Annotated in this window: 26 protein-coding genes; 2 read left to right on the top strand and 24 right to left on the bottom strand. The window is 38.3% G+C overall.

Annotated features, from left to right (window positions below; all coding sequences use genetic code 11):
• Window positions 1–4 precede the first annotated feature (4 nt).
• The 9 genes from T479_RS09005 to T479_RS08965 all read right to left on the bottom strand — a co-directional run bounded on the left by T479_RS09005 (window position 5) and on the right by T479_RS08965 (window position 9,464).
• Window positions 5–937 carry a S66 peptidase family protein gene (locus T479_RS09005; protein WP_025219301.1) on the bottom strand — a complete coding sequence of 311 codons (933 nt, stop codon included), beginning with the start codon at window positions 935–937 and terminating at the stop codon, window positions 5–7.
• A complete protein-coding gene (locus T479_RS09000; RefSeq protein ID WP_024363582.1) occupies window positions 934–1,881 on the bottom strand; it encodes an ATP-binding cassette domain-containing protein in 948 nt (315 codons plus the stop codon). The genes T479_RS09005 and T479_RS09000 overlap by 4 nt, the downstream gene beginning before the upstream one ends.
• Window positions 1,871–2,926: an ABC transporter ATP-binding protein gene (locus tag T479_RS08995; protein WP_282957535.1), complete on the bottom strand. Its 1,056-nt coding sequence runs from the start codon at window positions 2,924–2,926 to the stop codon at window positions 1,871–1,873. The genes T479_RS09000 and T479_RS08995 overlap by 11 nt, the downstream gene beginning before the upstream one ends.
• 17 nt (window positions 2,927–2,943) lie before the next feature.
• Complete coding sequence (locus T479_RS08990) at window positions 2,944–3,918, bottom strand: ABC transporter permease (protein WP_025219300.1); 975 nt, start codon at window positions 3,916–3,918, stop codon at window positions 2,944–2,946.
• The gene (locus T479_RS08985; protein WP_025219299.1) at window positions 3,918–4,862 is read right to left on the bottom strand and encodes an ABC transporter permease; all 945 of its coding nucleotides are present in this window, start codon (window positions 4,860–4,862) and stop codon (window positions 3,918–3,920) included. Before T479_RS08985 ends, T479_RS08990 begins: the two co-directional genes overlap by 1 nt.
• Before the next feature lie 140 nt (window positions 4,863–5,002).
• A complete protein-coding gene (locus tag T479_RS08980; protein WP_025219298.1) occupies window positions 5,003–6,829 on the bottom strand; it encodes a peptide ABC transporter substrate-binding protein in 1,827 nt (608 codons plus the stop codon).
• A gap of 20 nt (window positions 6,830–6,849) precedes the next feature.
• Window positions 6,850–7,917, bottom strand: a complete 1,068-nt coding sequence (locus T479_RS08975; RefSeq protein WP_025219297.1) for a dipeptide epimerase — start codon at window positions 7,915–7,917, stop codon at window positions 6,850–6,852.
• A 21-nt stretch (window positions 7,918–7,938) separates the two neighbouring features.
• Window positions 7,939–8,733: a M55 family metallopeptidase gene (locus tag T479_RS08970; protein ID WP_025219296.1), complete on the bottom strand. Its 795-nt coding sequence runs from the start codon at window positions 8,731–8,733 to the stop codon at window positions 7,939–7,941.
• On the bottom strand, window positions 8,730–9,464 hold the full coding sequence (locus tag T479_RS08965; RefSeq protein WP_025219295.1) for a M15 family metallopeptidase: 735 nt from the start codon (window positions 9,462–9,464) through the stop codon (window positions 8,730–8,732). The genes T479_RS08970 and T479_RS08965 overlap by 4 nt, the downstream gene beginning before the upstream one ends.
• A 286-nt stretch (window positions 9,465–9,750) precedes the next feature.
• On the opposite strand from T479_RS08965, the gene T479_RS08960 reads away from it, so the two are divergent.
• On the top strand, window positions 9,751–9,972 hold the full coding sequence (locus tag T479_RS08960; protein ID WP_052599469.1) for a PH domain-containing protein: 222 nt from the start codon (window positions 9,751–9,753) through the stop codon (window positions 9,970–9,972).
• Between the two features lie 420 nt (window positions 9,973–10,392).
• Here the strand turns inward: T479_RS08960 and T479_RS08955 are convergent, their stop codons facing one another.
• Both T479_RS08955 and T479_RS08950 read right to left on the bottom strand, forming a co-directional pair.
• Window positions 10,393–11,448, bottom strand: a complete 1,056-nt coding sequence (locus T479_RS08955; protein WP_025219294.1) for a DmpA family aminopeptidase — start codon at window positions 11,446–11,448, stop codon at window positions 10,393–10,395.
• A gap of 24 nt (window positions 11,449–11,472) precedes the next feature.
• Entirely contained in the window at window positions 11,473–12,165 is a 693-nt protein-coding gene (locus T479_RS08950; RefSeq protein WP_025219293.1) for an aspartate/glutamate racemase family protein, read from the bottom strand.
• 292 nt (window positions 12,166–12,457) lie between these two features.
• On the opposite strand from T479_RS08950, the gene T479_RS08945 reads away from it, so the two are divergent.
• Window positions 12,458–13,855 (top strand): alanine/glycine:cation symporter family protein, encoded by a 1,398-nt coding sequence (locus tag T479_RS08945; protein ID WP_024363572.1) that lies wholly within the window; start codon window positions 12,458–12,460, stop codon window positions 13,853–13,855.
• Window positions 13,856–13,939: 84 nt separating this feature from the next.
• Here T479_RS08945 and T479_RS08940 read toward each other — a convergent pair whose 3' ends face one another.
• The 13 genes from T479_RS08940 to T479_RS08885 form a co-directional block, all read right to left on the bottom strand.
• Complete coding sequence (locus T479_RS08940; RefSeq protein ID WP_025219292.1) at window positions 13,940–14,467, bottom strand: DUF1572 family protein; 528 nt, start codon at window positions 14,465–14,467, stop codon at window positions 13,940–13,942.
• Between the two features lie 232 nt (window positions 14,468–14,699).
• Window positions 14,700–15,308 carry an SCO family protein gene (locus tag T479_RS08935; protein ID WP_025219291.1) on the bottom strand — a complete coding sequence of 203 codons (609 nt, stop codon included), beginning with the start codon at window positions 15,306–15,308 and terminating at the stop codon, window positions 14,700–14,702.
• Window positions 15,309–15,410: 102 nt separating this feature from the next.
• Window positions 15,411–15,533 carry a YvrJ family protein gene (locus T479_RS23145; RefSeq protein ID WP_080653352.1) on the bottom strand — a complete coding sequence of 41 codons (123 nt, stop codon included), beginning with the start codon at window positions 15,531–15,533 and terminating at the stop codon, window positions 15,411–15,413.
• 73 nt (window positions 15,534–15,606) lie between these two features.
• Window positions 15,607–15,828: a DUF2922 domain-containing protein gene (locus T479_RS08930; protein WP_025219290.1), complete on the bottom strand. Its 222-nt coding sequence runs from the start codon at window positions 15,826–15,828 to the stop codon at window positions 15,607–15,609.
• A 17-nt stretch (window positions 15,829–15,845) separates the two neighbouring features.
• The gene (locus T479_RS08925) at window positions 15,846–16,070 is read right to left on the bottom strand and encodes a DUF1659 domain-containing protein (RefSeq protein WP_024363568.1); all 225 of its coding nucleotides are present in this window, start codon (window positions 16,068–16,070) and stop codon (window positions 15,846–15,848) included.
• A 257-nt stretch (window positions 16,071–16,327) separates the two neighbouring features.
• Window positions 16,328–17,104 (bottom strand): sulfite exporter TauE/SafE family protein, encoded by a 777-nt coding sequence (locus T479_RS08920; protein ID WP_025219289.1) that lies wholly within the window; start codon window positions 17,102–17,104, stop codon window positions 16,328–16,330.
• A 263-nt stretch (window positions 17,105–17,367) separates the two neighbouring features.
• Window positions 17,368–18,003 (bottom strand): response regulator transcription factor, encoded by a 636-nt coding sequence (locus tag T479_RS08915; RefSeq protein ID WP_024363566.1) that lies wholly within the window; start codon window positions 18,001–18,003, stop codon window positions 17,368–17,370.
• A complete protein-coding gene (locus tag T479_RS08910) occupies window positions 17,996–19,030 on the bottom strand; it encodes an ATP-binding protein (protein WP_024363565.1) in 1,035 nt (344 codons plus the stop codon). The genes T479_RS08915 and T479_RS08910 overlap by 8 nt, the downstream gene beginning before the upstream one ends.
• A 3-nt stretch (window positions 19,031–19,033) precedes the next feature.
• On the bottom strand, window positions 19,034–19,399 hold the full coding sequence (locus T479_RS08905) for a rhodanese-like domain-containing protein (protein WP_025219288.1): 366 nt from the start codon (window positions 19,397–19,399) through the stop codon (window positions 19,034–19,036).
• A gap of 54 nt (window positions 19,400–19,453) precedes the next feature.
• Window positions 19,454–20,848, bottom strand: a complete 1,395-nt coding sequence (locus T479_RS08900) for an MBL fold metallo-hydrolase (protein ID WP_025219287.1) — start codon at window positions 20,846–20,848, stop codon at window positions 19,454–19,456.
• A 14-nt stretch (window positions 20,849–20,862) separates the two neighbouring features.
• Window positions 20,863–21,402 (bottom strand): helical membrane plugin domain-containing protein, encoded by a 540-nt coding sequence (locus T479_RS08895; protein WP_024363562.1) that lies wholly within the window; start codon window positions 21,400–21,402, stop codon window positions 20,863–20,865.
• A gap of 16 nt (window positions 21,403–21,418) precedes the next feature.
• Window positions 21,419–22,612, bottom strand: a complete 1,194-nt coding sequence (locus T479_RS08890) for an NAD(P)/FAD-dependent oxidoreductase (protein ID WP_105928913.1) — start codon at window positions 22,610–22,612, stop codon at window positions 21,419–21,421.
• A gap of 470 nt (window positions 22,613–23,082) precedes the next feature.
• Window positions 23,083–23,964, bottom strand: coding sequence for a cation diffusion facilitator family transporter (locus tag T479_RS08885; RefSeq protein WP_024363560.1), 882 nt, complete (start codon window positions 23,962–23,964; stop codon window positions 23,083–23,085).
• Between the last annotated feature and the right edge of the window lie 769 nt (window positions 23,965–24,733).

Here is a 24,733-nt window from a genome sequence, read left to right as displayed (position 1 = left end):
GCACCTACCCTACCACTGTAATGCTTTGCGTTTCCGCATCTATGGTTACGATACGACCTAAAGGCAGTGACATCGTTGGTAAACAGTGACCACAAGCAAGATTTGATAAAATAGGTTTCTTCAAAGGTGTTAAGATTTCCTTAAAAATGGTGTTTAAGGATAAGCTCTGTTCTGGCTGCTTCGGGTTTTCAGGCCCGCAATTTGTCCATGCCCCTAATAGTAAACCTACTGCATCATCAAGCTTCCCAGCTAATTTTAACTGTGTCAGCATGCGATCTATACGCTGCTCACTCTCATCTATATCTTCTAAAAATAAAATTTTACCTTTTGTATCAATTTCATATGGCGTGCCAAGTGACGCTGTAATCAATGTTAAATTGCCCCCAACGAGTTGACCTGTTGCAGTCCCTGTTAGGAGTGTAGTCATTGGTTGCTGTGGAGGATTTTCCAACAGAAACGGCATGGTATCTGTTGCCATCACACAATTCAAAAATGAATTCCATGTATAATGATCCATATTTTGTTGAATAAATTCTGTTGAAGGCATTGGTGTATGATACGTCACTAAATTACAATTTTGATTAAAGGCGATATGTAGTGCAGTCACATCGCTATAGCCTGCGAATACTTTGGGATTTGCTTGTATCATCTCATAATCTAGTCTTGGTAAAATTTTCGTTGCCCCGTATCCTCCACGAATACAAAAAATGCCGTTCACATGGGGATTGCGGAACATTTCATTGACATCATATGCGCGCAGTTCGTCTGAACCAGCTAAATATCCATGTCTAACACGACATGTTTCCCCCACAATGACGTTAAAACCAAGTTTCTCAATACTAGTAATGGCGGGAGCTAGCTTTTCTGGTGGTGTAGCACCAGAAGCACTAAGTAGACCAATCGTATCCCCTTTTAGCAAAGCTTTAGGCACAATCATTCGCTCACCTCTACTTTTCGTAATGTACGATAATTGGCTATTTCCTCTTCATTAGCTAAAACATAATGCCCTTCTTCTATTTCTGTAAATGAAGGAGGCGCTAGCTCATATTGATGCTGTAACGGGTTGTAAATTTCTACGACCTTTTCTCGCTCCTTATACGGATTGGGTTCTGGCACTGCTGATAACAATGCTCTTGTGTACGGGTGAATTGGATTAGAAAAAAGTTTTTCGGTCTCTGCTAACTCCACAATTTTGCCTTTATAAATGACTGCCGTACGGTCTGTAATAAATCGAACAATTGATAAATCATGGGCAATAAATAAATAGGTTAAGTTGTTTCGTTGTTGAATCGTCGATAATAAATTGAGCACTTGCGCTCGTATCGATACGTCGAGGGCTGAAATTGGTTCATCCGCAATAATAAACTCTGGCTCCATTACTAATGCACGTGCAATGCCAATCCGTTGACGCTGACCGCCAGAAAATTCATGCGGAAAGCGACTCGCGAACTCGGGTAATAAGCCAACATCTAAAAGTGCGTTTTGTACTTTTTGCTGACGCTCCGCTTCATCTTTAAAGTTTTTCGTATTAATCAGACCTTCCGATATAATATAATCCACCTTTGCCCGTTCATTAAGCGAAGCCATCGGGTCTTGAAAAATCATTTGGATTTTTTGCGTTATTTGTTTGTCCCAATCCTTCGAGATTTTACCGTTAATGTTCTTTCCACGGTACAATATTTGACCACTCGTTACTTCATTGATGCGCATTATAGCGCGGCCAATAGTCGTTTTACCAGAGCCCGATTCGCCAACTAATCCGAATGTTTCACCTTTATAAATATGAAAGCTGACATCATCTATTGCCACAAATTTATGTTTGCCTTTACCAAACACAATGTGCAAATTTTTCACTTCTAATAATACTTCTTTATCGCTCATTGGCGTACTGCCTCCCTTCTTCAAAAAAAGCTTGTAACGCTGCTGGAGGCTCCACTTTGGGCGCACGGGGATCCAACAGCCAAGTGCGCGCGAAATGTGTATCGCTTACTTGAAAAAATGGCGGACGTACTTCGTAATCAATTTTTAAAGCAAATGGATTGCGCGGGGCAAACGCATCACCTTTAATTTTTTTAAAAAGATTGGGTGGCGTCCCCTTAATCGAATAAAGCGGTTGCCCTTTTAACCCAAGTTGTGGTAGTGACGAAAGAAGCGCCCATGTATACGGATGTTTTCCATTAAAAAACACTTCATGTGTACGACCAACTTCGAGTATGTCCCCTGCATACATGACCGCGATACGGTCCGCAACTTTTGCTACAACGCCTAAATCATGTGTAATATAAACGATTGTTAAGCTATATTTTTGCTGAAGGCTTTTTAGAAGTTGCAAAATTTGTGCTTGTATAGTTACGTCCAATGCGGTTGTTGGCTCATCACAAATTAAAATTTTCGGTTTACACGCGAGCGCAATAGCAATCACAATTCGTTGCCGCATGCCTCCTGAAAATTCATGAGGGTATTGCTTGTAGCGTTTCTCTACATCACCAATACCGACGTCGGTTAATAATTTAAGTGTTTCAGTATAAGCTGCTTTGCCCTTGAGCCCTTGGTGTAACACCACACATTCCTCAATTTGTTTGCCAATCGTTTTCAATGGATTCAATGATGTCATCGGATCTTGTGTAACGATTGCGATTTCTTTTCCTCGAATAGTTAACCATTGTTGTTCTGTGTTAAATAGCGCTAAATCCATACCATTGTATATAATTTGACCTTGGGCAATCGAACCATTTTTATCGAGCAAGCCCATAATTGATTTCATTAGAACAGATTTTCCTGAACCTGATTCACCAACAATGGCTAGACTTTCTCCTTTATATAAATCAAGAGAGATTCCCCTAATAGCTGTTAGTACTTGCCCTCGTAGTGTAAATGTAATGACTAAGTTTTCAATCGTTAAAATACGGGAATTTATTTGCTTCACAAACAATCATCTCCCTTCTATACATGATTTTTTGGATCTGCTGCATCTGCAAATGCATTCCCAATAATATAAAATGCTATCGTAATAATACTTAGTACAATACTTGGGAAAATTAACTGATACCTTAAATCAGGTGACATCATCAAGACACGCCCTTCATTAATTAAATTCCCTAATGATGGTTCACTAATTGGTAGCCCTAAACCGATATATGTTAAAAACACTTCTGCGCCAATCGCAAACGGAATCGCTAAACTCATGCGAAGCATAATAACTGAGATTAAGTAAGGTAATAAATTTTTTATAATAATTCGATAGTCTGATGTCCCCAAACATTTCGATGCTAAATTGTATTCCCGATCTCGTAAAATTACGATTTGATTTCGAATAAAGCGCGCCATTTCTACCCACCCCGTAATGCACATAGCAATAATTATGGTAGAAATGCTCGGACGTAAAATATAAGACATTAAAATAAGGACAATTGTTGTCGGGATATTATCTACAACGTTATAAAGCTGTGTAATCGGCATTTCTAGCTTACGAGAAAAGCCCCACAGTGTTCCGATTGTAATGCCGATAAACGCTTCCACCAATGCGACCACACAGCCAATCATTAACGAGGTCCTTGTGCCAGCCCAAATTCGGGACCATAAATCTTGTCCAATGGAGTTTGTACCAAACCAAAACTCGGCATTGGGGGCAATATTGCGTGCCTGTAATCCCGTTTGGTCATCGAGATAGATTTCGGTCGGAGATTTTTGTGCTGGCAAATACGGCTGAAAAATGGTGAACGCCACAATAATGCAAACCATTACTAATAAGAAAACAGCCACTCGATTTTTTAAAAATGATTTCCAAGTGGAGCGCCAATAAGAATAATTGGAGTAGGCGGTGCCTTCTGCCTGACCATCAGTCGCTTCTACAAAGTCAAATAGTTGTGCACGAGACTTGTCTGATATATGATCGATTTCCTCTGTATACATGCTCATTAGCGCACACTCTCCCCTTTCCCTAATTTAATCCGTGGGTCCACGAGCGCCATCGCAATATCACCTAAAATTAAGCCAATAATTCCAAATGATGAAAAAACTAGTACTAAACCTTGTACAATCGTATTATCCTGTCGTTGAATAGCATCCACGAGTAATCCACCCATCCCTGGAATAGAATATAAAGATTCGATATAAATGGAGCCTGTAATCGTAAAAAGAATCGTCGCTGGCAAATATTGTGCCATTGGAATAAAAGCATTGCGTAATACATGACTAAACATTAAGGTACGCTCTTTCACGCCTTTCGCACGTGCAAGCTTAATGTAATCTTTGTTTAATTCATCTACCATGTACCGGCGCATCCACATCGCATAGGAAGCAGTCGGTGCTAGTGCCATCGAAGTAAGCGGTAATAGCCAGGTGATTGGCTTATATTCATCAAACAACATCGGCAAACGGAAAATATCTGTAATATACATTTGAATAACTAAGTAATACACTGCTGCTGGTACTGCAACGACAAAAACTATATAGCCAGTTCCTAACCGATCCAGCCAGCGCCCCTTCATTTGTGCCATTAATATTCCGAGCGGTACACCGATTAACAGCGATATGCCAACTGCTCCTAACCCAAAGAACAATGAATACATGATTTTATCTGCAAGTATTGTCACAACAGGCACATCCGTACGATATGTAACGGATTTGCCTAAATCACCTTGCAATAAATCCGTATAAAAATTCCCCAATTGAACAAGCAATGGATCACGTAATCCTAAATTCGTTAAATACACTTCTTTTTGTGCGGGTGACATTTTCTCTGCCGCTGCCCCTAAGTAGCCTTCTTCTGGCATTAATCGTAGTAATGAGAACACAATTGTGATAATAATAAATAGCGTAACAATGGATTGTAACAAGCGCTTTCCTACATACCAAAGCATTTAAGCATCCTCCCTCCAGTAAAACTGTTACAAAAGCAGGAAGGAGATGCCGAATCAGCATTTTCGGTCATCTCCTCGATATTGAAAAATCACCACTATACGCCTACGGATTGCATTTTGGCAATGATTATTCCTTTCTTTTATTTGGCTGCGTTCGCCAATGCATCCATACGTTCTTGCTCCCACTGTGCCAATGCTTTCTTAAAGTCATCATTACTCATTGGCTTTGCTAACACTTGCTGTCCTTTAAACTTCTCTGCTGTCACACCAAATGGTGAGTACTGGGCTTCAAATGGATTTAATTTTGAAGCAACATAACCGCTACCACCTACAGAGTATGGAATAACAAAGGCCTCTTCAATTAAGAAAGCTTCTGCTTGAGCAAAAAGGTTATAACGCTCGGCCGTATCGATTGTCGCTTTCGCCTTTTCTAATAAATTTAAGTAAACAGTTTGACCATTTGCTTCCTTATAGCCTTCAGCTAATTCTGGCTTATTGTAAGTACCATCCACACTAAATGGTTCTGTATACGTTGACGGGTCTGCATAATCTGGCCCCCAGTTCGCTTCTAGTAATGCAAATTTACCAGGGCGTCGAACTTCTGATAAGAAACCTGTCGAAGGACCTGCTTCAACGATAATATCCACATAGTCAGTACCTAATAATTTTTCGACTTGTTGTTCAATGACTTGGGTACGATTGGCCCAGTCAGGCATTCCGGCGTTATATGGCATTAATACCTTTACTGGGAAAGTCGCTTTCCCTTCTAATGCCGCCTTCGCTTTGTCCCTATACTGTAAAGCTAAATCTTTATTAAAAGAATCATTGTTTGTAATCGCCGCTAATGAATCAAGTTGTGTATAGTCGACTCCTTCAACATCAACAAAGTTTTTCGGTGTGATCGTATTGCTTAGTAAATCTTGAGGGTTAAATGGTTCCACCGTTAGCATCGCTGATACACGATCAAGCCCATGGAAAAGCGATTTTCTGAAATCTTTATTATTAACGGCAATCTTCCAGTTTTCAGGTTCATATTCCGCAGCGAATTGCGGGTCAAAGTTTAGGGCATAAAAATACGAATAAAAATTATTTTGCGTTTGACGTACTTGGGATTTTTTCTTATCATCCTTCAGCCATTCGTCAATGATCGAAGTAGGAATCGTTGCTGTGTCGATTTCGCCCCGTAAAAATAGTTCGGGCGCAACGGTTGCTGCTTCTTTGTTATATTTATACCGAATGCGATCAATCAGCACGTTGTCTTTATCCCAATACGTATCATTTTTTACAAGAACACGCTCATTTTGAGGTTCGAATTTGTCTAATAGATAGGCACCGTTATACAGGAAATTTTCACGTGTAGTTCCAAATTGCTCGCCCTTTTCCGTTAAAAACTTCCCATTTACAGGGAAGAAACATACATAGTTCAACATCGACAGAAAATAAGGTGTAGGAGCCTCCAGCGTGTATTCAACCGTATGTTGATTGATTGCTTTGATGCCCACTTTTGAAAAATCAGTTAGCTCACCGTTATAAAACGCCTCCCCATTTTTGACTACCATGGCACTCCAGACGGTCGAAGATTCATTTTTTGCATCGAGCACATACTGCAAACCATCCACAAAGTCTTGTGCCACTAAATCTGCATATTCCTTTCCATTATGGGTAACCCATTTTACATCATCACGTAGCTTAAATGTCCAAACAGTCGCATCTTCATTTGACGACCATTCTTTCGCTAAGCCTGGTTGCACAATCCCATACTTATCATATTCAATGAGGCCATCCACTAAATTGGCAGCTACAGCAAATTCATTTGTTTCAGAGGTTTTTAAATAGTTTAATGTTTTAATCTCACCTGAATAAACGACCCGATACTCTGATTTTTTCTCGTCAGAAGAATCATTACTACAGGCTGCACAAAGAAAGACGACTAGACATACTAAAAGAAACCATTTCCTTTTCCTCATAAGCATCCCCCTACGTATTTTTATCTTGAAAATCCTATTCCATTTGCATCCGTCATTGTGATTCGATCATTGTTAAAAATAGGACCACCTGCAATAGGATCTTTCAAACATAAACTTGGTCCGTCTAAATCTATCATTGTGATATTTTTTTGTGATGCAGCAAAATGTGCAGCCGCACTCACACTAATTTTTGTTTCAAGCATGCAGCCCATCATACAAGCAATGCCATGCGCTTCTGCAATATGGCAAATCTTTTGCGCATGAAAAATGCCACCTGTTTTCATTAATTTAATATTGATGAAATCAGCAGCACGTCGTTCGATAATAGTGAGGGCATCTTTTGCCGAAAAGACACTTTCATCAGCCAATATATTTGTCAACGTATTGGCTGTTACATATTGCATACCCGTTAAATCAGCATAGTGCACAGGCTGTTCCACTAATTCGATATTGCTATTTGCATCTTCAAGTGCACGAATTATCCGAACCGCTTCTTTTGGCGTCCACCCTTGATTGGCATCTACACGTAATGTAATGGCTTTGCCTACTGCATCCCGTATAGCCGTCACGCGCTGGACATCTGTCGCTGGATCCTTGCCAACCTTGACCTTCAATATTTGAAAGCCACGTTCCACCGCTGATAGGCTATCTTTTATCATGTCCGCTACGCTATTCACGCTAATTGTAATATCTGTTGTTAATGCCTTGCGATAGCCCCCTAATAATTTATACAATGGCGTCTTGTGATGCTGTGCCAATAAATCATAAAGCGCCATATCTACCGCCGCTTTCGCACTCGTATTTTGATAAATACTGTTGTCCATTCGCTCCATCACAACGGCTATTTCTTGTAAATCCATACCTACTATGGCCGGCTTAATATAGTGTTCAATAGCATCTCTAATCGAACCTAAAGTTTCCCCTGTAATAACAGCAGTTGGCGCAGCCTCACCTATGCCAATTTGTCCGTGCTCACTATGAACGTAAACGGCAATATTTTCAATGCTACGCACGGTTCTTAATGCTGTTTTAAATGGCACAATAAGGGGGGCTTCTACCGTTGCAACAACAATATCTTTAATCTTCATGCATTCACCTACAGTCTATTCTTAAGTTAAGAACTGTAAAATTCGAAGTACTTCAAAATAATCATCCGTGACAAATTCAACCGTGTTGTGGGGCTTAAACGTTGCACTTGGATAAAAGGAATTGCGGTAAGCGCGTGTATGGTCACGGTAAATTATTTCCACTATAAATCGCTGAGGCAATGTCACTTGTAAGTCATCTCGGGAGACCTTCATAGAGGCTTCCACAAGTCGTTTCGTTTCAGCAATTGCCAATTGAGGACTGACACTTATTGTGGCATTCCCCACCCCTTCCTTGGTAGCAAATGTCACAATATTGCGATTGAAGGATTGAATTTCTTCTGTTAGTCCAACATCTCCACTAACAAATGAAACAGGAACACCATGTAAAGCAGCGGCATACGTATTGATAAGAAACTCACTTGCGTATTCACCATTAATTTTAATATCAGCAGTAACACATAGCGTGTGTGCTAATGGATTACGTTCACTGCCTCCTTTACTGTGATAGCCGATGAAAATAGCACGGTCAAAACTACTATCAAGTCCGGCTACCATACACATCGGATCATATGTCCATCCGCGAATGACCTTACAATTAACTGGCAAATTCGAAATATCAAGATTACGAGCTGAATCATGCGCATCCTTTAGTAAAATTTCTGTGGCGCCTCCTAAAATGGCACCTTCAATTGCTGCCTCCACTTCCTTCGTCATCTGCTTTTGAAAAAAATAATAGTCAGGCGCATTCAGTTCCGTTTCACTCCAAGATGTTGTGCCTGTAATGCCTTCAATATCTGCACTAATATAGACTTTCATAAATATCGATACTCCTTTATCAAATTGTCATCAATGTGTGCCTCTATTGCACCGTAAAAAGCTTGTTTGGCATTTATCCTTCTTGCCCAAGCTATATTGTGTAAATCATAATGCCACCATTCCTCAGCATAATTCGTAAAGCCAACTGCCGTCATACAGTGATACAAAAGACGCCGATGAACACAGGCTTCCTTATTTTCATTAGGATGCTGTTCAAAATAACGGGTCGCAGATTTCTCACTAAGCTCATCAAATGCTGTACCAAGATTTAACGCTTTCCCTTTACTATTTGCGAGCGTTAAATCAATGGCACCTCCCGTTAAATGTGGTAGTAGATGCTCTTGCCCCTCCCTTGGAAAAGCGACAAATTTTAATGTCTTGTTAAAAATTTCTTCTTTTGTGAAGTTTGGGTGTTGGTCTTTGAGTTGCGCAGCAAAATGTGTAAATAAATATTGTTGCACTTGTAGCGGCCGGTATCCGTCATAGACAATCAAACTATAGTTTTCAGGTAATAGTAATAAAGCTTGTTGTAATCGCTCATATACTGCTTGGCGCAAGTAAATGGATTGTAAGCTACTAGCAATTTGTTGTTTATAGTACACGGGCTGGGTAAAGATTCTTGGGTGTAGGTGGTCAATGTTCATCAATGGCTCACAACTGTTAAGCACAATAGGATTGGATGGATTTGTCGGTGTCTCGTGTGCAATTGGCAGCAATAATTTTTCATGCATTCGCATCACCTTTTATCGTAAAGAATGTTAAATTATTAGATAATTCAGTATTTTCATTGAATATTAACACACCGCTTCATAGTTGACTAGATAAAAAAACAATAATTACATAATAATGGTTATTATCTAATCGTTATACAAAATTTGCTATGCAGCGCTTAAACACTACAATATATGGTCGAAACATTTATTTTTTTATACGACTTTAGCGATTAAGTAAACTTTAAAAATAGACATGATTGCCCAAATATCTTAATGAAAGGGAAGTTTTTATGGAGGTGATACAATGGTAATTATTAAGAACAATATGGTTCAATACTCGCTACAAAATCGAACTGATACACTCCAAATACCGTATGGGCTTATTAAAATGAAATCCAATCGGCATACAACGAATCCTTTTGTGGCACCATCACTTTCCGTTCATCGCATAGAAATCAATTACGAAAAATATAAAACCATTCAGATTTCCCCAAAAGATAGACAGGCATTTGTAGAAGCGTTGTAGCAAAAGAACCCATCCATTCGCCTTAATAATTGCATCTAGAATTGTGGCATGCGTCTGAGCTCTTCATTGAACTTTTTCTATTTCTGGACGTAAACCTAGTTTCATTGCTTGAAATAAGTGCAATCTGCTCTGATTTTGTTTTTCATTCTACAAGTTGTATTGCCCTTACACATTATGCTAGGAATGTTAGGTAAAGAATGTACCTCTTGAAGCAACATAAAGGTGTCCTCTATCCAGTTACCCGACCTTCTAGTTAGTAAAATAGTACCGCGTGGATAGCATAAGAGTTGATGTATGTATTAGATGATTATCAGGTGTATTTACACTAAAAAGAAAACACTATAGAGACTTTTTTTGGCAAGCGTTCAACATGTAAACAAAAAAGCTATTGAAACATTTGAATGTTCAATAGCTTTTCGTTTATTTTTTAAATGAATAGGCTTCTACTACGTGTCCGTCTCGACCCGTTGTTGTTTGCGCTTGTGACAGGGAATTTAAAATAGCTTCTTCTGTTGCTTCCGCAGCAGCGGTAAATAAATGATTCATAAGAGGATGATCTTCACGTAGCTGTATACGTGTCTCCAAATGTTGGGACGAATGATGCGCAATATGGTGTGCCGTTGTAAAGCCGATGACAATATCACCACTTCCATGAGAGAAATGGCTACCTGTTCGTCCAAGCCCTATACCACAACGTTTAATAACACGTGTTAATTGGCGACTACTAAGCGGTGCATCTGTTGCTAACACAATAATAATGGAACCATCTGTTGGTGAGAACGCAGCATTGCTATTAGAATTTGGCAGATTGTAACGCTCAGCTATAAACTCTGAGCTATGACCGAAATTACTTAGCACGATAATCCCCACTGTATAGCTAATTTTATCTTGTTCTAGAGTCACTATGCGCGATGCAGAACCTATTCCGCCCTTATAGCCGAAACAAATCATGCCTTTTCCCGCTCCAACTGCACCTTCTTTAGCGGTATTTTCGGACGCATTACGAATTGCTTGGAGCGCGTGCTCTGGTGTGATTGGGCAAGCTCGAATCGAATTTAAATAACTATCATTACATTCCCCAACAACCAAATTAATTGTCCCTGTAGAAAGACCAATATCCTGATTAGAATTTAACATATATTGCAATGTTCCTTGCGTTACTGCGGGCACCCCAAACGTATTTGTTAGCATAATAGGAGCTTCAATAACACCTAGTTCATTGACTTGCACGAGTCCTGTCGTTTTGCCGAAACCATTTAGCACATAACTAGCACCTGTAACTTTTTGTTGAAACAAATTGCCACCATGTGGTAAAATCGCCGTCACCCCAGTACATGCATATGCCCCCACATCATCTAGCTTTTCATCCAGTGTGACATGCCCAACTTGAACACCTTGTACATCCGTAATGCAATTTTTTTTACCGACTGGTAATGTGCCAATGATCATACCCAACTCCCGCACTTTTTGTGTCATTTTTTCACCCCTTCTCAATGCTTTTTACTCTTTTAATGCATGTTCTACAGCAGCAAGCGCATGAATAATAGTCGTGTCGAAAACAGGGACTTGGACATCTTCTTGTTGTATTAGTAAACCAATCTCCGTACAACCTAAAATAATTCCTTGCGCACCTGATTTCACAAGGCGCTCAATAATTTGTAAATAGTTTTCTTTTGAAGTTGGTTCAATCTTCCCTAAACATAATTCCTCATAAATAATTTGATTAACCATTGTTCGTTCATCCTCGTTTGGCACCATTACATTTATGCCAAACTGTTCAATTCTATGTTTATAAAAATCTTGCTCCATCGTATATTTTGTGCCAAGCAACGCAATCGTTTGCAGACCAGCCTGTTGAATTTGAACGGCTGTTGCATCGGCAATATGTAAAATCGGAATAGTCAAACGCGCTTCCATAAATTCTATGACCTTATGCATTGTATTCGTACAGATCACAATGAAATCGGCACCTGCTTTTTCTAAAGACCAAGCAGCCTCTCCTAGTATTTCTCCTGCATTTTGCCATTGTTCATTTGCTTGATAGTATTCAATTTCTTGAAAATCGACACTATATAAAATGCATTTTGCCGAATGTAAACCACCCAATTGTTGCTTCACTTGCTCATTTAGAAGGCGATAATACATAGCTGAAGATTCCCAGCTCATACCACCAATTAAGCCAATCGTTTTCACATCATCCACTCCCTATTCTATTAATCGTCATTTTTAAATAAACTGCTCTCGATACATTTTCATGTATTCAAATTAAAGGTATAAAAGAAAAAGCAAGTTGAATACTAATTTGGAAAAAGTATTGTGTTACCACAACGGTGAACTATATCCATTTTACCTTTTCTATATATTACCACCACACAGCAAATCATTTCGAGAAAAATATCTTTTTATTATTAAGAATTTTTAAAAATTTGATATTTTATAAAAAAAGAGTGTAGACTAAAACTTATTAAAAAAAGGAGGAATATAAATGGAGTGGATATCAAATATAGTAGATAATACAAATAATATTCTATGGACGTATCTTTTAATCATATTATTATTAGCTGCTGGATTATATTTTTCATTTGGCTCTAAATTTGTACAAGTACGTCTTTTCCCAGAAATGTTTCGTTTAATAACAGAAAAAAGAGATGGTGAGTCGGGGGTTTCTCCGTTCCAAGCTTTCACGATTAGCGCAGCGTCTCGTGTAGGTACGGGTAATATAACAGGTGTTGCACTTGCTATAGGTGTCGGTGGTCCTGGTGCCGTATTTTGGATGTGGATTATTGCCATTCTTGGTATGGCAACCGCTTTTATTGAAAGTACACTTGCTCAAGTGTATAAAGTAAAAGACGGCGATACTTTTCGTGGTGGCCCTGCCTATTATATAGAAAAGGCATTAGGTCATAGAAAGTTAGGGATTGTTTTTAGTATCCTTTTAACATTAAGCTTTGGCTTTATTTTTAACGCAGTACAGTCTAATACGATTGCGACTTCTGTAGGTGAAGCATTTAATATTAGACCATTTATTATCGGCATTGTATTAGTAGTGTTAACGGCTATGATCATTTTCGGTGGTGTACATAGAATTGTTAAATTTACACAAGTAATTGTACCTGTAATGGCCGTCTTTTATTTACTCGTTGCACTTTATGTCGTTGTAACAAATTTAGGGGAAATCCCAACCGTGTTTAAACTTATTTTCTCTCAAGCGTTCGGTCTTCAAGAAGCTGCGGGCGGTGCCATTGGGGTAGCCATTATGCAAGGTGTTCGTCGAGGCTTATTTTCCAATGAAGCTGGTATGGGGAGTGTGCCGAATGCAGCAGCAACTGCCAATACATCACATCCTGCTAAACAAGGACTTGTGCAAAGTTTAGGCGTATTTTTTGATACAATTATGATTTGTTCTGCCACTGCATTTATCATTATTTTAGCGGGCTTATATAAAACAGGTGAAAGTAATGGAATCGTCCTTACACAAAATTCTCTAGCAGTGCATGTTGGTGACTGGGCTCCTTATTTTATCGCCATCAGTATTATTTTCTTCGCATTCAGTTCTGTTATTGGTAACTATTATTACGGTGAATCCAATATTGAGTTTATCAATGCTCATAAAAGCTGGATGACCGTTTATCGTCTACTTGTGCTGGCCATGGTAATGTTCGGCTCCGTAGCACAAGTTCAACTTGTTTGGAACTTAGCGGATTTATTTATGGGTCTTATGGCGCTCATCAATATTACGGTAATTATGATACTTGGTAAAATAGCTTTCCGTGTATTAGATGATTTTACACTACAACGAAAAGCAGGAAAAAATCCTGTATTTTACGCAAAGTCCATCCCAGGTTTGAAAAATACAGACTGTTGGGAAGATCATCGCTCATAAGAAAACGCCATTCCCTCAAGGACTACTTGAAGGAATGGCGCTTTTTTTGGTGCCTGACACCCAAACAATTTTGAAAATTAAAAATTAGCTTTTTTTCATCGCTTCTGTAAATAGCTGCGATTGCCCTCTTGGAATACTCAATGTTTTCCATTCTTCCCCTTTTATTTGCTTCCCAACATAGATAATTTGCCCAACATGTGCTGCATAATGGGCCATCTGTCTTTCTATCGCATCAATCACTGTATGTTGTTGTCCTCTTATGAAGACATGTGCCATTAAATCCATCTCGGTTAAGCTTAGTAGTGAATCTAAGAAGACTTGCCAACCCTTTTCCCAAATAGTTATTAGCTCTTCTTTAGTATCAATACTATCAATAAATTCTTCATCACGATTTCTTGTTGTTTTTTCTCCATCTGTCGTTAAAAAGTCTGTCCATCTTGAAATCATGTTGCCACTTACATGTTTGACAATGACTGCAATACTATTGGACTCTTCATTGAAAGCCCAGTGCAATTGCTCAATATCTAATTGTGCGATCGCTTTATCACCGTCCGCTTTAATCGTTTTAAATCTTTCTCGTACAGCTTTTAAATATGTTTCACCTATGCTCATTTCTAACTACCTCCCCCTTGTGCCAGTCACCCAAACAATTCCCAATTCTCAAACTATTTCTCTGTGGATACAAGTTAATACCCGCGGAAAGCATGGTATTACCCGCGATTTACCACTGAATACCCGCGAAAAATCATGAAATACCCGCGATTTAACCTTAAATACCCGCGAAGTATTGTCATCATGCTACAAAAAAGCTAGCGCTATGTCAATGTAGCACTAGCTTATCATGTTATAAGTTTTCATCTATATACGTTTCTAAATCCGAAACAATTGTATCGATTGGAACATCGTTTGCATCTTTTGCGTATCCGTCATATTGTTTTACAAGAATTCCGTCTTTATCCACTAAGAAAAACTGAATACCGTGGATTACTTGATCTGAATTCGGGTCGTCTTTGACAAGTAATTTTGTTGATTTCACTGCATATTGCTCAATATATGACTGTGAATATCCTGTAAGGAGATTCCATTTAGATTCGTCAGGTACAGTGTATCTCGTTAAATAATCAGCTAGTACTTCCGGCGTATCCACCTCAGGATCTACTGAAAAAGCGACAATATTATAATCCTCTATCCCTTTTTTCTTCAGCTTTTCTTGCACTTGCGTCATGTTAAACGTCATTGGTGGACAAACTGAATTACAATTCGTAAATATATACATGCCCAACCAAGGTTTCCCTTTTAAACTGTCTAGTGAAACAGTTTCTCCTCGTTGATTAATATGTTCAAAATCCTGCATTTCCAAACTATAATCAGCTTTAAACTTTGCGTTCCCGCATGCACTAAGTACAGTCACTAAAGTCAATAGTAGTACAAACCACATTACTTTATTTTTCATCTTTACACACTCCCTACTTACACTACCCCCATCTTATCGAATGATGTAAGCGTTGACAACCACCTGTCGTGACAGCTTTCGTACATCTTTGTGAAGTCAACTTCACTTAAGTGAAACAATCACATCATGAATCGCATCAAGCTTAACCTCTACTCGATGTAATAAGTAAAACGACATGAGGATAGGAAAACCAATATCAGATAACATTGTCAGCCATTGTTCCATACTGCCCTCTCCTTTCGACATGCTTTGCTTGTCTTAAAAATGGTCTTTGCAACAACTGCAAAGACCATTTCATTCATTCGTTCATGTTAAACGCTGAAACTTGACGATCAATCATACGTGCACCTTTTATGCCAACCAAAGCACCTGCTTGTCCACCAAATACATTACTCATAATGATTGTTTGCATCACTTGTTGAATTTCAGCAGATGTAACATGTGGCTTCGGTGCATCAATGGCAATCGTCGCCGTTTTTCCTAATGCTGTATGAAATTGCAACTCTAAAACTTTTGCCATCAGTCCTACCTCCTTTTTTATTGTAATGACGACAATTCTGTTATTTCTTGCTTACTAATACTGTCAAGTGGCTTTGATGAAAGACTCGCAATCGCTTTCGCTACCGTTACTAACGCTGTTGGTGTATGCGTGTCGTTTACATTACGGTAGGTTTTAATTACAAATTTCGGCTTATTTGTTTCAGTATGTCCCACCACATACTTTAAGCGAAGTGATGCATCTAATAATTGGGTTTTTGCCATCCGTAACACCCCCTTTCTACACAATATATACAGCTATTTGTAAAAATAGGGACATGTTTCTCTTGAAAATTTAACGTAGAAAGCCATCAGCGACTGGGATAGGCATCGAGCAGTCCGCTGCTACCTGAAAAAACGCTTTTTCCACCTTCATTATTCCTACATAAAAAAAGCCCAGATACTCATATCTAATGAGCATCTGGTTGTGGCATCATCACCACTCGTTGCAATACGAGCATGTAATTTTTAACCTTCACTACTTACAAAATATCTAACCATGTTTTAATAGCTGTACCTAAAATTAATACTGCTAAAATTGCTTGTAGTGCTTTTGTATTGAGCTTGCCACCTATTTTTGCGCCAAGTGGAGCTGCAAGTAAACTTGCCACAATCATGATTGCTGCTGGCCCATAGTCGATTTGACCTGTCATAATTTTCCCTACTGTTCCACCGATTGATGAAATAAATGTTATCGCTAAGCTAGTGGCAATCGTCATACGTGTTGGGATTTTCAAGACAACAAGTAAGATTGGTACTAATAAAAATCCACCTGCTGCTCCAACAATCCCTGAACCAATCCCAACGACAAACGCTAAACCCGCTGCTAATGGTTTACTAAATGTAATCTGATCTAACTGCTTATCGTCAATTTGCTTTTTCGGAATAAACATCATAACAGCAGCAATTAAGGCTAAAACACCATATACAATATTTACTGCTGCTTCTGGTAACATGCTGGATCCAAAACTACCGATAAAACTACCTATTAAAATTGCTATACCCATATTAAGAATTAGCGATTTGTTTAAATAGCCACTTTTGCGATATGCCCATACTCCTGCAATCGATGCAAAAAACACTTGAATAGCACTAATACCGGATACTTCATGTGCACTGAAAGCTGCTAACCCAAATAATGGTGGAATATATAAAAGCATAGGGTATTTAATAATGGATCCCCCAACGCCTACCATTCCTGATACGAATGATCCGACAAAACCAATTAAAAATATGACAACGATGAATGAAAACTCCATCGTCACACCTTCTTTCTACCTTATTTTCTTTAAGTATAGAGTGTGAATTGCTTTAAAAATATAGGGGGAAGCCCCTATCCTTCAGAAGAAAAGGCGATTATTTATTGTCGATAAGAGGAGGAAAACGATAGATATAACACTCTAGATAGAAAAAGCGATAAAGCAGATTGCTTTATCGCTCAGGGAAGATATATAGAAGGTTGTTCCATTACAAAACGTCAGACTTTAGAAAGAAAAAGACTTTATTGGGCAGCCCACGTATGCTACGTAATATACTTATTTGTAATACCGTATTGAATAAGCTCAGCCTTGCTTTTTAAATTTAGCTTTTGCATAATGTTGGCTTTATGGTTTTCTACCGTTTTAGCACTAATAAATAGCTTTTCTGAAATTTGCATATTCGTAAATCCTAAAATGGTTAATCGAACAATTTCCTGCTCACGTGTAGATAAGATATCGGCATTGTTTTTACCTTTTTTCTTAAATAACTTTTCTAGTTGACCTTTTGGTAAGCCCACTTCATAGTAGCGACGGCCGGTATAGACACTTTGAATCGCTTCGTACATTTCGCCACCTTGACTATTTTTTAAAATATAGCCATCTGCTCCTACTTCCATCGCTTGTTGAATATAGGCTATCTCATTATGCATTGTCAGCATAATTATTTTCGTGTCAGGTAAATTTTTTTTAATTTCCTTTGTCGCAGTAAATCCGTCCAACCCATTTGGAATTGATATATCCATTAAAATCACATTCGGCTCAGTCTGGTAGGCAAGCTGAATCGCCTCTTCTCCATCACTTGCCTCTCCTACAACTGTCATATCTGAATAATTCCCTAAAAGGAGCGCAATGCCCTTCCGTATTAAAACATGGTCATCGACAAGTAATATTTTAATCATATTGCGGCCTCCATCTTGGAATGACGATATCGATACATGTCCCTTGTCCTACTTTTGACAGAATTGAACAAGTACCACCCAACTGATCGACCCGTTCCTCCATATGCTTTAACCCTAACCCTGCATTTTGAATCTTGTCCCGTTCAAAGCCAATCCCATTATCTTGAATGGTCATATAAATATGCGTATTGTCCTTTTTAATATGGATATGCACTTGGGTTGCTTTTGCATATTTAATAATATTATGCAATGCTTCTTGTGTAATTCGATATAAATTAATCTCAACTGCTGGGTCACATCGATCAAGACCACGTGTCGTTAATTGAATATCTAAACCCGTTATTTGTTTTTTTATCGCATCAATTGTCGCCTGAATAGTCGGCTCTAAGCCTAATTGGTCTAAACTGTGCGGTCGTAATTGGTGAGAGTATGCGTTAATGTCATTCATAACTTTTTGCAGTTCCGCACGCACCTCGGAAATATACTCATTCAACTGCGCATTATCTTGTACAAAAGATTCAATCGCTTGTAGCGCAATAGATACCGAAAATAAAGATTGGCCAACTCCATCATGTAGTTCTTGTGCTAAGCGTTTATGTTCTGATTCCTTTGCTTCGATTAATGCTCGAATCATTTTTTTATTAATGGCAGCCTCTTGTGCTTTTTTTAATGTTTCCTGATCACGTAAGACAAGTAAATATTCTGTTTCCCCTGTATTTTCATTAGCATAAATAGCGGCTGTGCTCATTTCGACATCAATCTTTCGACCATGATAAATGGGCATTTCCGATAAAAATGAAGGCACTTCATTGTTTGCAATTAAATAGCATGTTGGTTCACTCTGCTCCCTTTTACGAGTCATACAATAAGAACAATACGGCACAAAATCACCTTTTTGCCAACCAGTTAAGCGTTGTGCAGCAGGGTTCATCATAATGATTTCCCTGCTTTCCTTCATAATAATAATCCCATCTTGAATATGCTCATAAATTTGCTGTAAATACTCATTTTGAAGCTGGGAATGCATACTTTACACCTCCTTATACATCATTCCTTTTACTTTACACGGTCTTTTCATCATCGTGTAGCTATTTACACTATACCCTTTTTTTCGTAAAAAGCGGCTAGCCAGATTTAAATCCATTTGACTCTCTACTATCAGATGGACAGGGCGATTTTCGATTTGTTTATAAAAACGTGGTAAATAGCCGTATGGAATATGCTTACTATTATAAACTAAACAGCCGGTTGTATTGTAATCCCGTACATCAAGTATTTGATGTCCTCCAGCTACTTGACGGTACGGTATATCTTTCACCTGTTTGACAGGGACAAAACGAATATAATAAGCCCGTACTAAAACAATGGCTAGGGCAACAATTAGAAAAATGATCATAGAAACCTCCAAAAAGAGTGCCTCACATGGAAGGCACTCTTTGCACTAATTACTTTATTTTACTTCTTTCACCCATTGACCGTAGCCGCCAGTCATATTGACTAAATTGTGGAAGCCATTTGCTTTTAATACACTTGCTGCAATGGCTGAACGACCACCTGCTTGACATTGAACAATGAGTTTTTTATTTGGTACTTCGTCTAAACGATTTTTTAATGTACCAACCATTATGTGCTGTGCACCTTCAATATGTTCTTCATTATATTCTGTCAGATTACGCACATCTAATACAGCTACATCTTCTGCGTCCATCATCGCTTTTGCCTCAGAAGGTGTAATATTTTCATATGAATCTAGTTCATTCGCTTGCTCAATCATCGCTTCTACATCGGCATAACCTAGTACTTGGTCAATACCGATTGAGCGAAGTGCAATTAACATGTCTGGCATTTGAGCAGGGTTAGCAAGTAAATATAACGGTTCCTTGTAGTTAACAATCCAGCCCATCCAGTTTGTGAAGGAGTTATTAAATGGCACGTTCATCGTTCCTTTAATATGTCCTTGTGAGAAGGCTTGAGCATCTCGCGTATCTACTACTTGCTGACCAGCTGCAATCAATCCTTCAATTTCTTCAACAGTAGTAATGGCTTTTACCTCTGGTAAATTTTTAATTAACTCAATGCCAATTTTATTAACTGATTTCATCACTGCAAAGTAATAAGGTGGTTCTGGTTGACCATCTAATAAAGCTTTCACAAAGTCTGGCTCGTTGTCGAATTGCATTGCCCAGTTGAATTGTTTTTCATAGCCTACTGTTGTCGATGGTACTGCACCAAGTGCTTTCCCACATGCGCTACCTGCACCGTGTGCTGGCCATACTTGTAAATAGTCTGGTAATTGTTTAAAGCGCTCTACAGATGTATACATCACTTTTGCTCCTGCATCAGCAGTCCCTTTAATACCAGCTGCTTTTTCTAATAAGTCTGGTCGGCCAATATCCCCCGCAAATACAAAGTCACCTGTAAATATTCCAATTGGTTTATCTGCTGCTGCACCATCTGTTAATAGGAATGAAATAGATTCTGGCGTATGACCTGGCGTATGCATCACTTCGAAAGTAAGTTTACCAAGTTCAAATTTGTCACCATCTTTTAATAGTACGTGTTGAATGCCATCTAAGTTTTGATATTTCCAGTTTTCATCGCCTTCATCAGAAATGTACATCGTAGCACCAAAACGATCAGCTAATTCACGAGAACCTGCTACAAAGTCAGCATGGATATGCGTTTCTAATGCTCCAACGATTTTCATATTTTCCTTTTCAGCTACTTGGATGTATGGCTCAATGTTGCGCATTGGATCCACAATCACTGCCTCGCCTTTTCGTTGACAACCTACCATGTAAGAAGCATGTGCTAATTTTTCATCATAGAAATAACGTAATAACATAAAATTCTCTCCTTTTAATTGGATTGTTTATTTAAAATTTGGATTGTTGCTTGTACATATTTCAGTGACTTTTGAACACTCGGGTCTTTTAACCACTTCATAATCGTAAAGAGTTTAATTGGTTCTGTTGTTGCTTCTGCTTGTTGTTGTATATCTTTGACGAGCGAGTATCCTTGTTTTCCTTTTTCTACAATCGGTTCTGTGTAAGATTTAATACTTGCTGTCGCATAATCAATTGTTTGCTGATCGGCTAACACAGCTGTTACAAAATCCACTATATCCTCTAACTGATTGATCATTTGTAAAAGCTTCGGCAATTTTTCTAGTAAGCCAACTAATGCTTCCACCGTTTCGAGATTTACGTTATAGCTTCGTACAAGTTCATCATATTTTTGAATGGATTGCTGATCTTGCAATACCGCTTGTCCAAAACTTACAACATTCCCGATGGCTTGTAAGTTTTTTTCATATGTTGGCAATTGACGTAGCAATGATACGAGCGCTGCTTCAATATCCGGCTGCTTTAGTTGCTCTAGTAACGGATTCGTTTCCATCACACATGCCTCCTTTCTACATCGTTCCTTTTAACATGCCATCCCAATACATGATTGGTAATAAATCTTTTTTCATCATATACATGCTTGCACGTTCCACCGCTTGGTTAAATGGCATCGATTCAGCAGGCTCTTTTTTATAGTCGAACTCTGCTAAAATTAGCTTGTTGTAGCCTGTCACGATTGGACAAGACGAATAACCGTTATATGTGTTGTCCATTGTTTGATTGCGCATACATGCCACAACATTTTCAGCTACCACAGGTGCTTGTTTACGAATGGCTGCTCCCGTTTTAGATGTTGGCAAGTTTGCACAGTCGCCAATGCCAAAAACGTTTGCATATTTCTTATGTTGCAATGTGTACATATCCACATCAACCCAACCATTGTCATCCGCTAAAGGACTGTTCGCAATAAATTTAGGTGCATTCATATAAGGTGTGACATGAATCATGTCATATTTCAATTGCTCTTTTGCGCCAGTATCTAGATTTTCAAAAATGGCGATTTTTTCATCCGCTTTAATCTCAATTAGGTTACGTCTGAATCGTGCATCAATTTGTTTGCGTTCCACTACTTTTTCTAACGCTTCACGGTATTTCAGTACATCAAAAATGGCTGGATTGGCAGAACCAAATACAACTTGCATATTTTGACGAACACCTGTTTTTCGGAAGTAATCTTCTGCTAAATGCATAATTTTTTGTGGCGCACCACCGCATTTTACAGGTGAATTTGGGTGTGTAAATAAGGCGGTACCCGATTTTAAATTGCGTATCGTTTCCCAAGTATAATCAACATGTTCAAATGAATAGTTACTGCAAACAGATTTTGTACCAAGTGCTTCTTTTAAGCCTTTAATGGCACCCCAGTTAATTTCAATCCCTGCTGCTACAACTAAGTAATCATATGAAATAGATGTTTGATCTCCTAGGATGACTTCGTTTTGTTCAGGTTTAAATTCAAGTACGGGTTGTTGGATCCATACTGCACCTTCTGGAATAAGAGATTCCATAGAACGTTCAGAATCTTCTTTTTTAGCAGCGCCTCCACCAACTAACGTCCATAACGGTTGATAATAATGTTTTGAGGCTGGATCTATTATCGCCACTTCATGATTGAGGCTTGGCGATTTTCGTAATAAGCGGGCAGCAACAGATATACCAGCTGTTCCCCCACCAACAATGACAATTTTGAAAGAATTTTTCATGCTTCTTCCTTCTTTCTGCATTTTGTGTTTGAAACTTACACTCTCATCATAGTGAAATCTATATGTAAAAAATATAGGGGTTTTCCCCTAAACAATGATTGTTTTAAAGGAAAACCCCTAATTTTAGTTGTGGATGTAACTTTTAAGGCAATTCAAACACTATTCACTAAAGAAGTGGATTACGCTACTGTCCATTAAGATGTTCTCAGCATCGGGTGAAACAACAGTTGATGCATTCAACCAACAGCAAGTATTCTACACAAACGCATAGAAGTGCAAATACGGCTTACAATAAGGAGGATCGATACGCGGAAGTTGACATCACGAAAAAACTACTATACAAAATGTGCAATCGTTATTTGATATAACGCTATCATTCAGTAAGTATACGCTGATTAGTTTGACCTCTTGAATAATCTACATGGAAATTGCATTATGTAGATTCCCCATCACGTAATGACATTTCCGTTCTAATTGTTCTTTTTTTCAATCTGTATCGTCATATGATGCAATGCAAATTCGTCGTGTAACAGATTTTGTATTTTTCGTAATACAATTTGTTCATCTGCTGCTTGATTTACCACTACTTGACAAGTTAAAGATGGGAAATCCATTGTAATTAACCAAATATGTAAATCGGTAATCTCTTCGACTTCCTCAACAGTCATTAACTTCGCTTTGACATCATCCGTTGGCAAATTTTCTGGAGCACTCTCCATCAAAATATTAAAGGAGTCCCGCGTAACACGATAGCCGCTAATAATGATAAGAAACGCCACAATCATACTTGCAATAGGATCGGCTAAATTCCATTGAAAAAATAAAATAAGCAATGCTGCCGTAATAGCTCCTACAGAGCCGAGAATATCACCTAAAACATGCAAAAAAGCACTTTTCACATTGAGATTATCATTATCCCCTCGTTTAAGGATAAACGCTGCGCCAATGTTGACCAGTAAACCAAGTGTTGCAACGATTAACATACCCGTACTTGCCACGGCTGGTGGTTCTGAAAATCGGCGAAAAGCTTCATAAAAAATATAAAGCGAAATGGCAATTAACGTAAGACCATTTATAAAAGCGGCAAATATTTCAAACCGACGATAGCCATACGTTTTTCGATTTGTTACGGCTTTTTGACCAATGGATACAGCAATATAGCTTAACCCTAACGCTGCTGCGTCACTTAACATATGGCCTGCATCTGATAATAGCGCTAAACTGTTTGTCATGATGCCACCGATCACTTCGACAATCATAAACCCCGCTATAAGAAAGAAAGTCCATTTCAAGGCTATTTTATTTTTACTCCCATCCTGTTGCCCATGATTATTAAAATGTGACAAATTCATCATCCATTCTTTAATTTTTATATATTTTAAGCTGAAGCACTAGAGCAGTTGGAGACCCTCACTGTTCCATTGTGGAATTTTACCTTGCTATCATTATGCCGCTCAATGGCTCTGCTATACACTCCTTTATCTAGCAGTTTCGCTCGTCCATTCAAGTATGTTTTTTGAATAATGTTTAGAGCTGTCAAAAAAATATCATTTTGTAGACGATTTAGACAAAAATACCAGCCACTCCCTTTTAAATGAGTGGCTGGTTCTATATTTTATGGTTGGTAGCCCATTATAGAAATACTTTTTTACTACGTCTTGCGTTTTTTGATAGAAATGAATGATTTGCATGATAGATAGAATGCCTCTGACAGTCAAATATTTTACATATTTTTTCTAATACAGCACAGAGCAATAAACCAAATAACCAACAGAAAACAATAGTAAGTTCTAACCACTTGGCTAGTTCCTTCTGTTTTATAACCCACCACCTATCAACTGTCTAAAGAATAACCGATTATATTTCATAATTCAATATATTTTTATCGAAATACAATATATTTTTGAAACTAGTATTTGAATTAAATATTAGTCTCTCTTCTGACAAGCAGCTTGTAATTTGCAGGTTAATGTATATTTATTAAATACTTCGGAATCCTTATTTATAGATGAGTTAGAGTTAAAACGCCGATAGAAAAGTCAGGCTCAATATCACTCGGGTATTCAGACTTAACTTCTAAAACTATTAGTTCATAAAGAGTTTCCTAAAAATTTTTAAAAA

Source organism: Lysinibacillus sphaericus (genome assembly GCF_000600105.1).
Classification (GTDB): domain Bacteria; phylum Bacillota; class Bacilli; order Bacillales_A; family Planococcaceae; genus Lysinibacillus; species Lysinibacillus sphaericus.
This window is presented reverse-complemented; position numbering and strand designations above follow the sequence as displayed.

What these genes read in the sequence shown, in the direction of transcription:
- T479_RS09005 (WP_025219301.1), bottom strand. Translation starts at nt 937, where the DNA reads ATGATTGTGCCTAAAGCTTTGCTAAAAGGGGATACGATTGGTCTACTT.
- T479_RS09000 (WP_024363582.1), bottom strand. Translation starts at nt 1,881, where the DNA reads ATGAGCGATAAAGAAGTATTATTAGAAGTGAAAAATTTGCACATTGTG.
- T479_RS08990 (WP_025219300.1), bottom strand. Translation starts at nt 3,918, where the DNA reads ATGAGCATGTATACAGAGGAAATCGATCATATATCAGACAAGTCTCGT.
- T479_RS08985 (WP_025219299.1), bottom strand. Translation starts at nt 4,862, where the DNA reads ATGCTTTGGTATGTAGGAAAGCGCTTGTTACAATCCATTGTTACGCTA.
- T479_RS08980 (WP_025219298.1), bottom strand. Translation starts at nt 6,829, where the DNA reads ATGAGGAAAAGGAAATGGTTTCTTTTAGTATGTCTAGTCGTCTTTCTT.
- T479_RS08975 (WP_025219297.1), bottom strand. Translation starts at nt 7,917, where the DNA reads ATGAAGATTAAAGATATTGTTGTTGCAACGGTAGAAGCCCCCCTTATT.
- T479_RS08970 (WP_025219296.1), bottom strand. Translation starts at nt 8,733, where the DNA reads ATGAAAGTCTATATTAGTGCAGATATTGAAGGCATTACAGGCACAACA.
- T479_RS08965 (WP_025219295.1), bottom strand. Translation starts at nt 9,464, where the DNA reads ATGCATGAAAAATTATTGCTGCCAATTGCACACGAGACACCGACAAAT.
- T479_RS08960 (WP_052599469.1), top strand. Translation starts at nt 9,751, where the DNA reads ATGGTAATTATTAAGAACAATATGGTTCAATACTCGCTACAAAATCGA.
- T479_RS08955 (WP_025219294.1), bottom strand. Translation starts at nt 11,448, where the DNA reads ATGACACAAAAAGTGCGGGAGTTGGGTATGATCATTGGCACATTACCA.
- T479_RS08945 (WP_024363572.1), top strand. Translation starts at nt 12,458, where the DNA reads ATGGAGTGGATATCAAATATAGTAGATAATACAAATAATATTCTATGG.
- T479_RS08940 (WP_025219292.1), bottom strand. Translation starts at nt 14,467, where the DNA reads ATGAGCATAGGTGAAACATATTTAAAAGCTGTACGAGAAAGATTTAAA.
- T479_RS08935 (WP_025219291.1), bottom strand. Translation starts at nt 15,308, where the DNA reads ATGAAAAATAAAGTAATGTGGTTTGTACTACTATTGACTTTAGTGACT.
- T479_RS23145 (WP_080653352.1), bottom strand. Translation starts at nt 15,533, where the DNA reads ATGGAACAATGGCTGACAATGTTATCTGATATTGGTTTTCCTATCCTC.
- T479_RS08930 (WP_025219290.1), bottom strand. Translation starts at nt 15,828, where the DNA reads ATGGCAAAAGTTTTAGAGTTGCAATTTCATACAGCATTAGGAAAAACG.
- T479_RS08925 (WP_024363568.1), bottom strand. Translation starts at nt 16,070, where the DNA reads ATGGCAAAAACCCAATTATTAGATGCATCACTTCGCTTAAAGTATGTG.
- T479_RS08920 (WP_025219289.1), bottom strand. Translation starts at nt 17,104, where the DNA reads ATGGAGTTTTCATTCATCGTTGTCATATTTTTAATTGGTTTTGTCGGA.
- T479_RS08915 (WP_024363566.1), bottom strand. Translation starts at nt 18,003, where the DNA reads ATGATTAAAATATTACTTGTCGATGACCATGTTTTAATACGGAAGGGC.
- T479_RS08910 (WP_024363565.1), bottom strand. Translation starts at nt 19,030, where the DNA reads ATGCATTCCCAGCTTCAAAATGAGTATTTACAGCAAATTTATGAGCAT.
- T479_RS08905 (WP_025219288.1), bottom strand. Translation starts at nt 19,399, where the DNA reads ATGATCATTTTTCTAATTGTTGCCCTAGCCATTGTTTTAGTACGGGCT.
- T479_RS08900 (WP_025219287.1), bottom strand. Translation starts at nt 20,848, where the DNA reads ATGTTATTACGTTATTTCTATGATGAAAAATTAGCACATGCTTCTTAC.
- T479_RS08895 (WP_024363562.1), bottom strand. Translation starts at nt 21,402, where the DNA reads ATGGAAACGAATCCGTTACTAGAGCAACTAAAGCAGCCGGATATTGAA.
- T479_RS08890 (WP_105928913.1), bottom strand. Translation starts at nt 22,612, where the DNA reads ATGAAAAATTCTTTCAAAATTGTCATTGTTGGTGGGGGAACAGCTGGT.
- T479_RS08885 (WP_024363560.1), bottom strand. Translation starts at nt 23,964, where the DNA reads ATGAATTTGTCACATTTTAATAATCATGGGCAACAGGATGGGAGTAAA.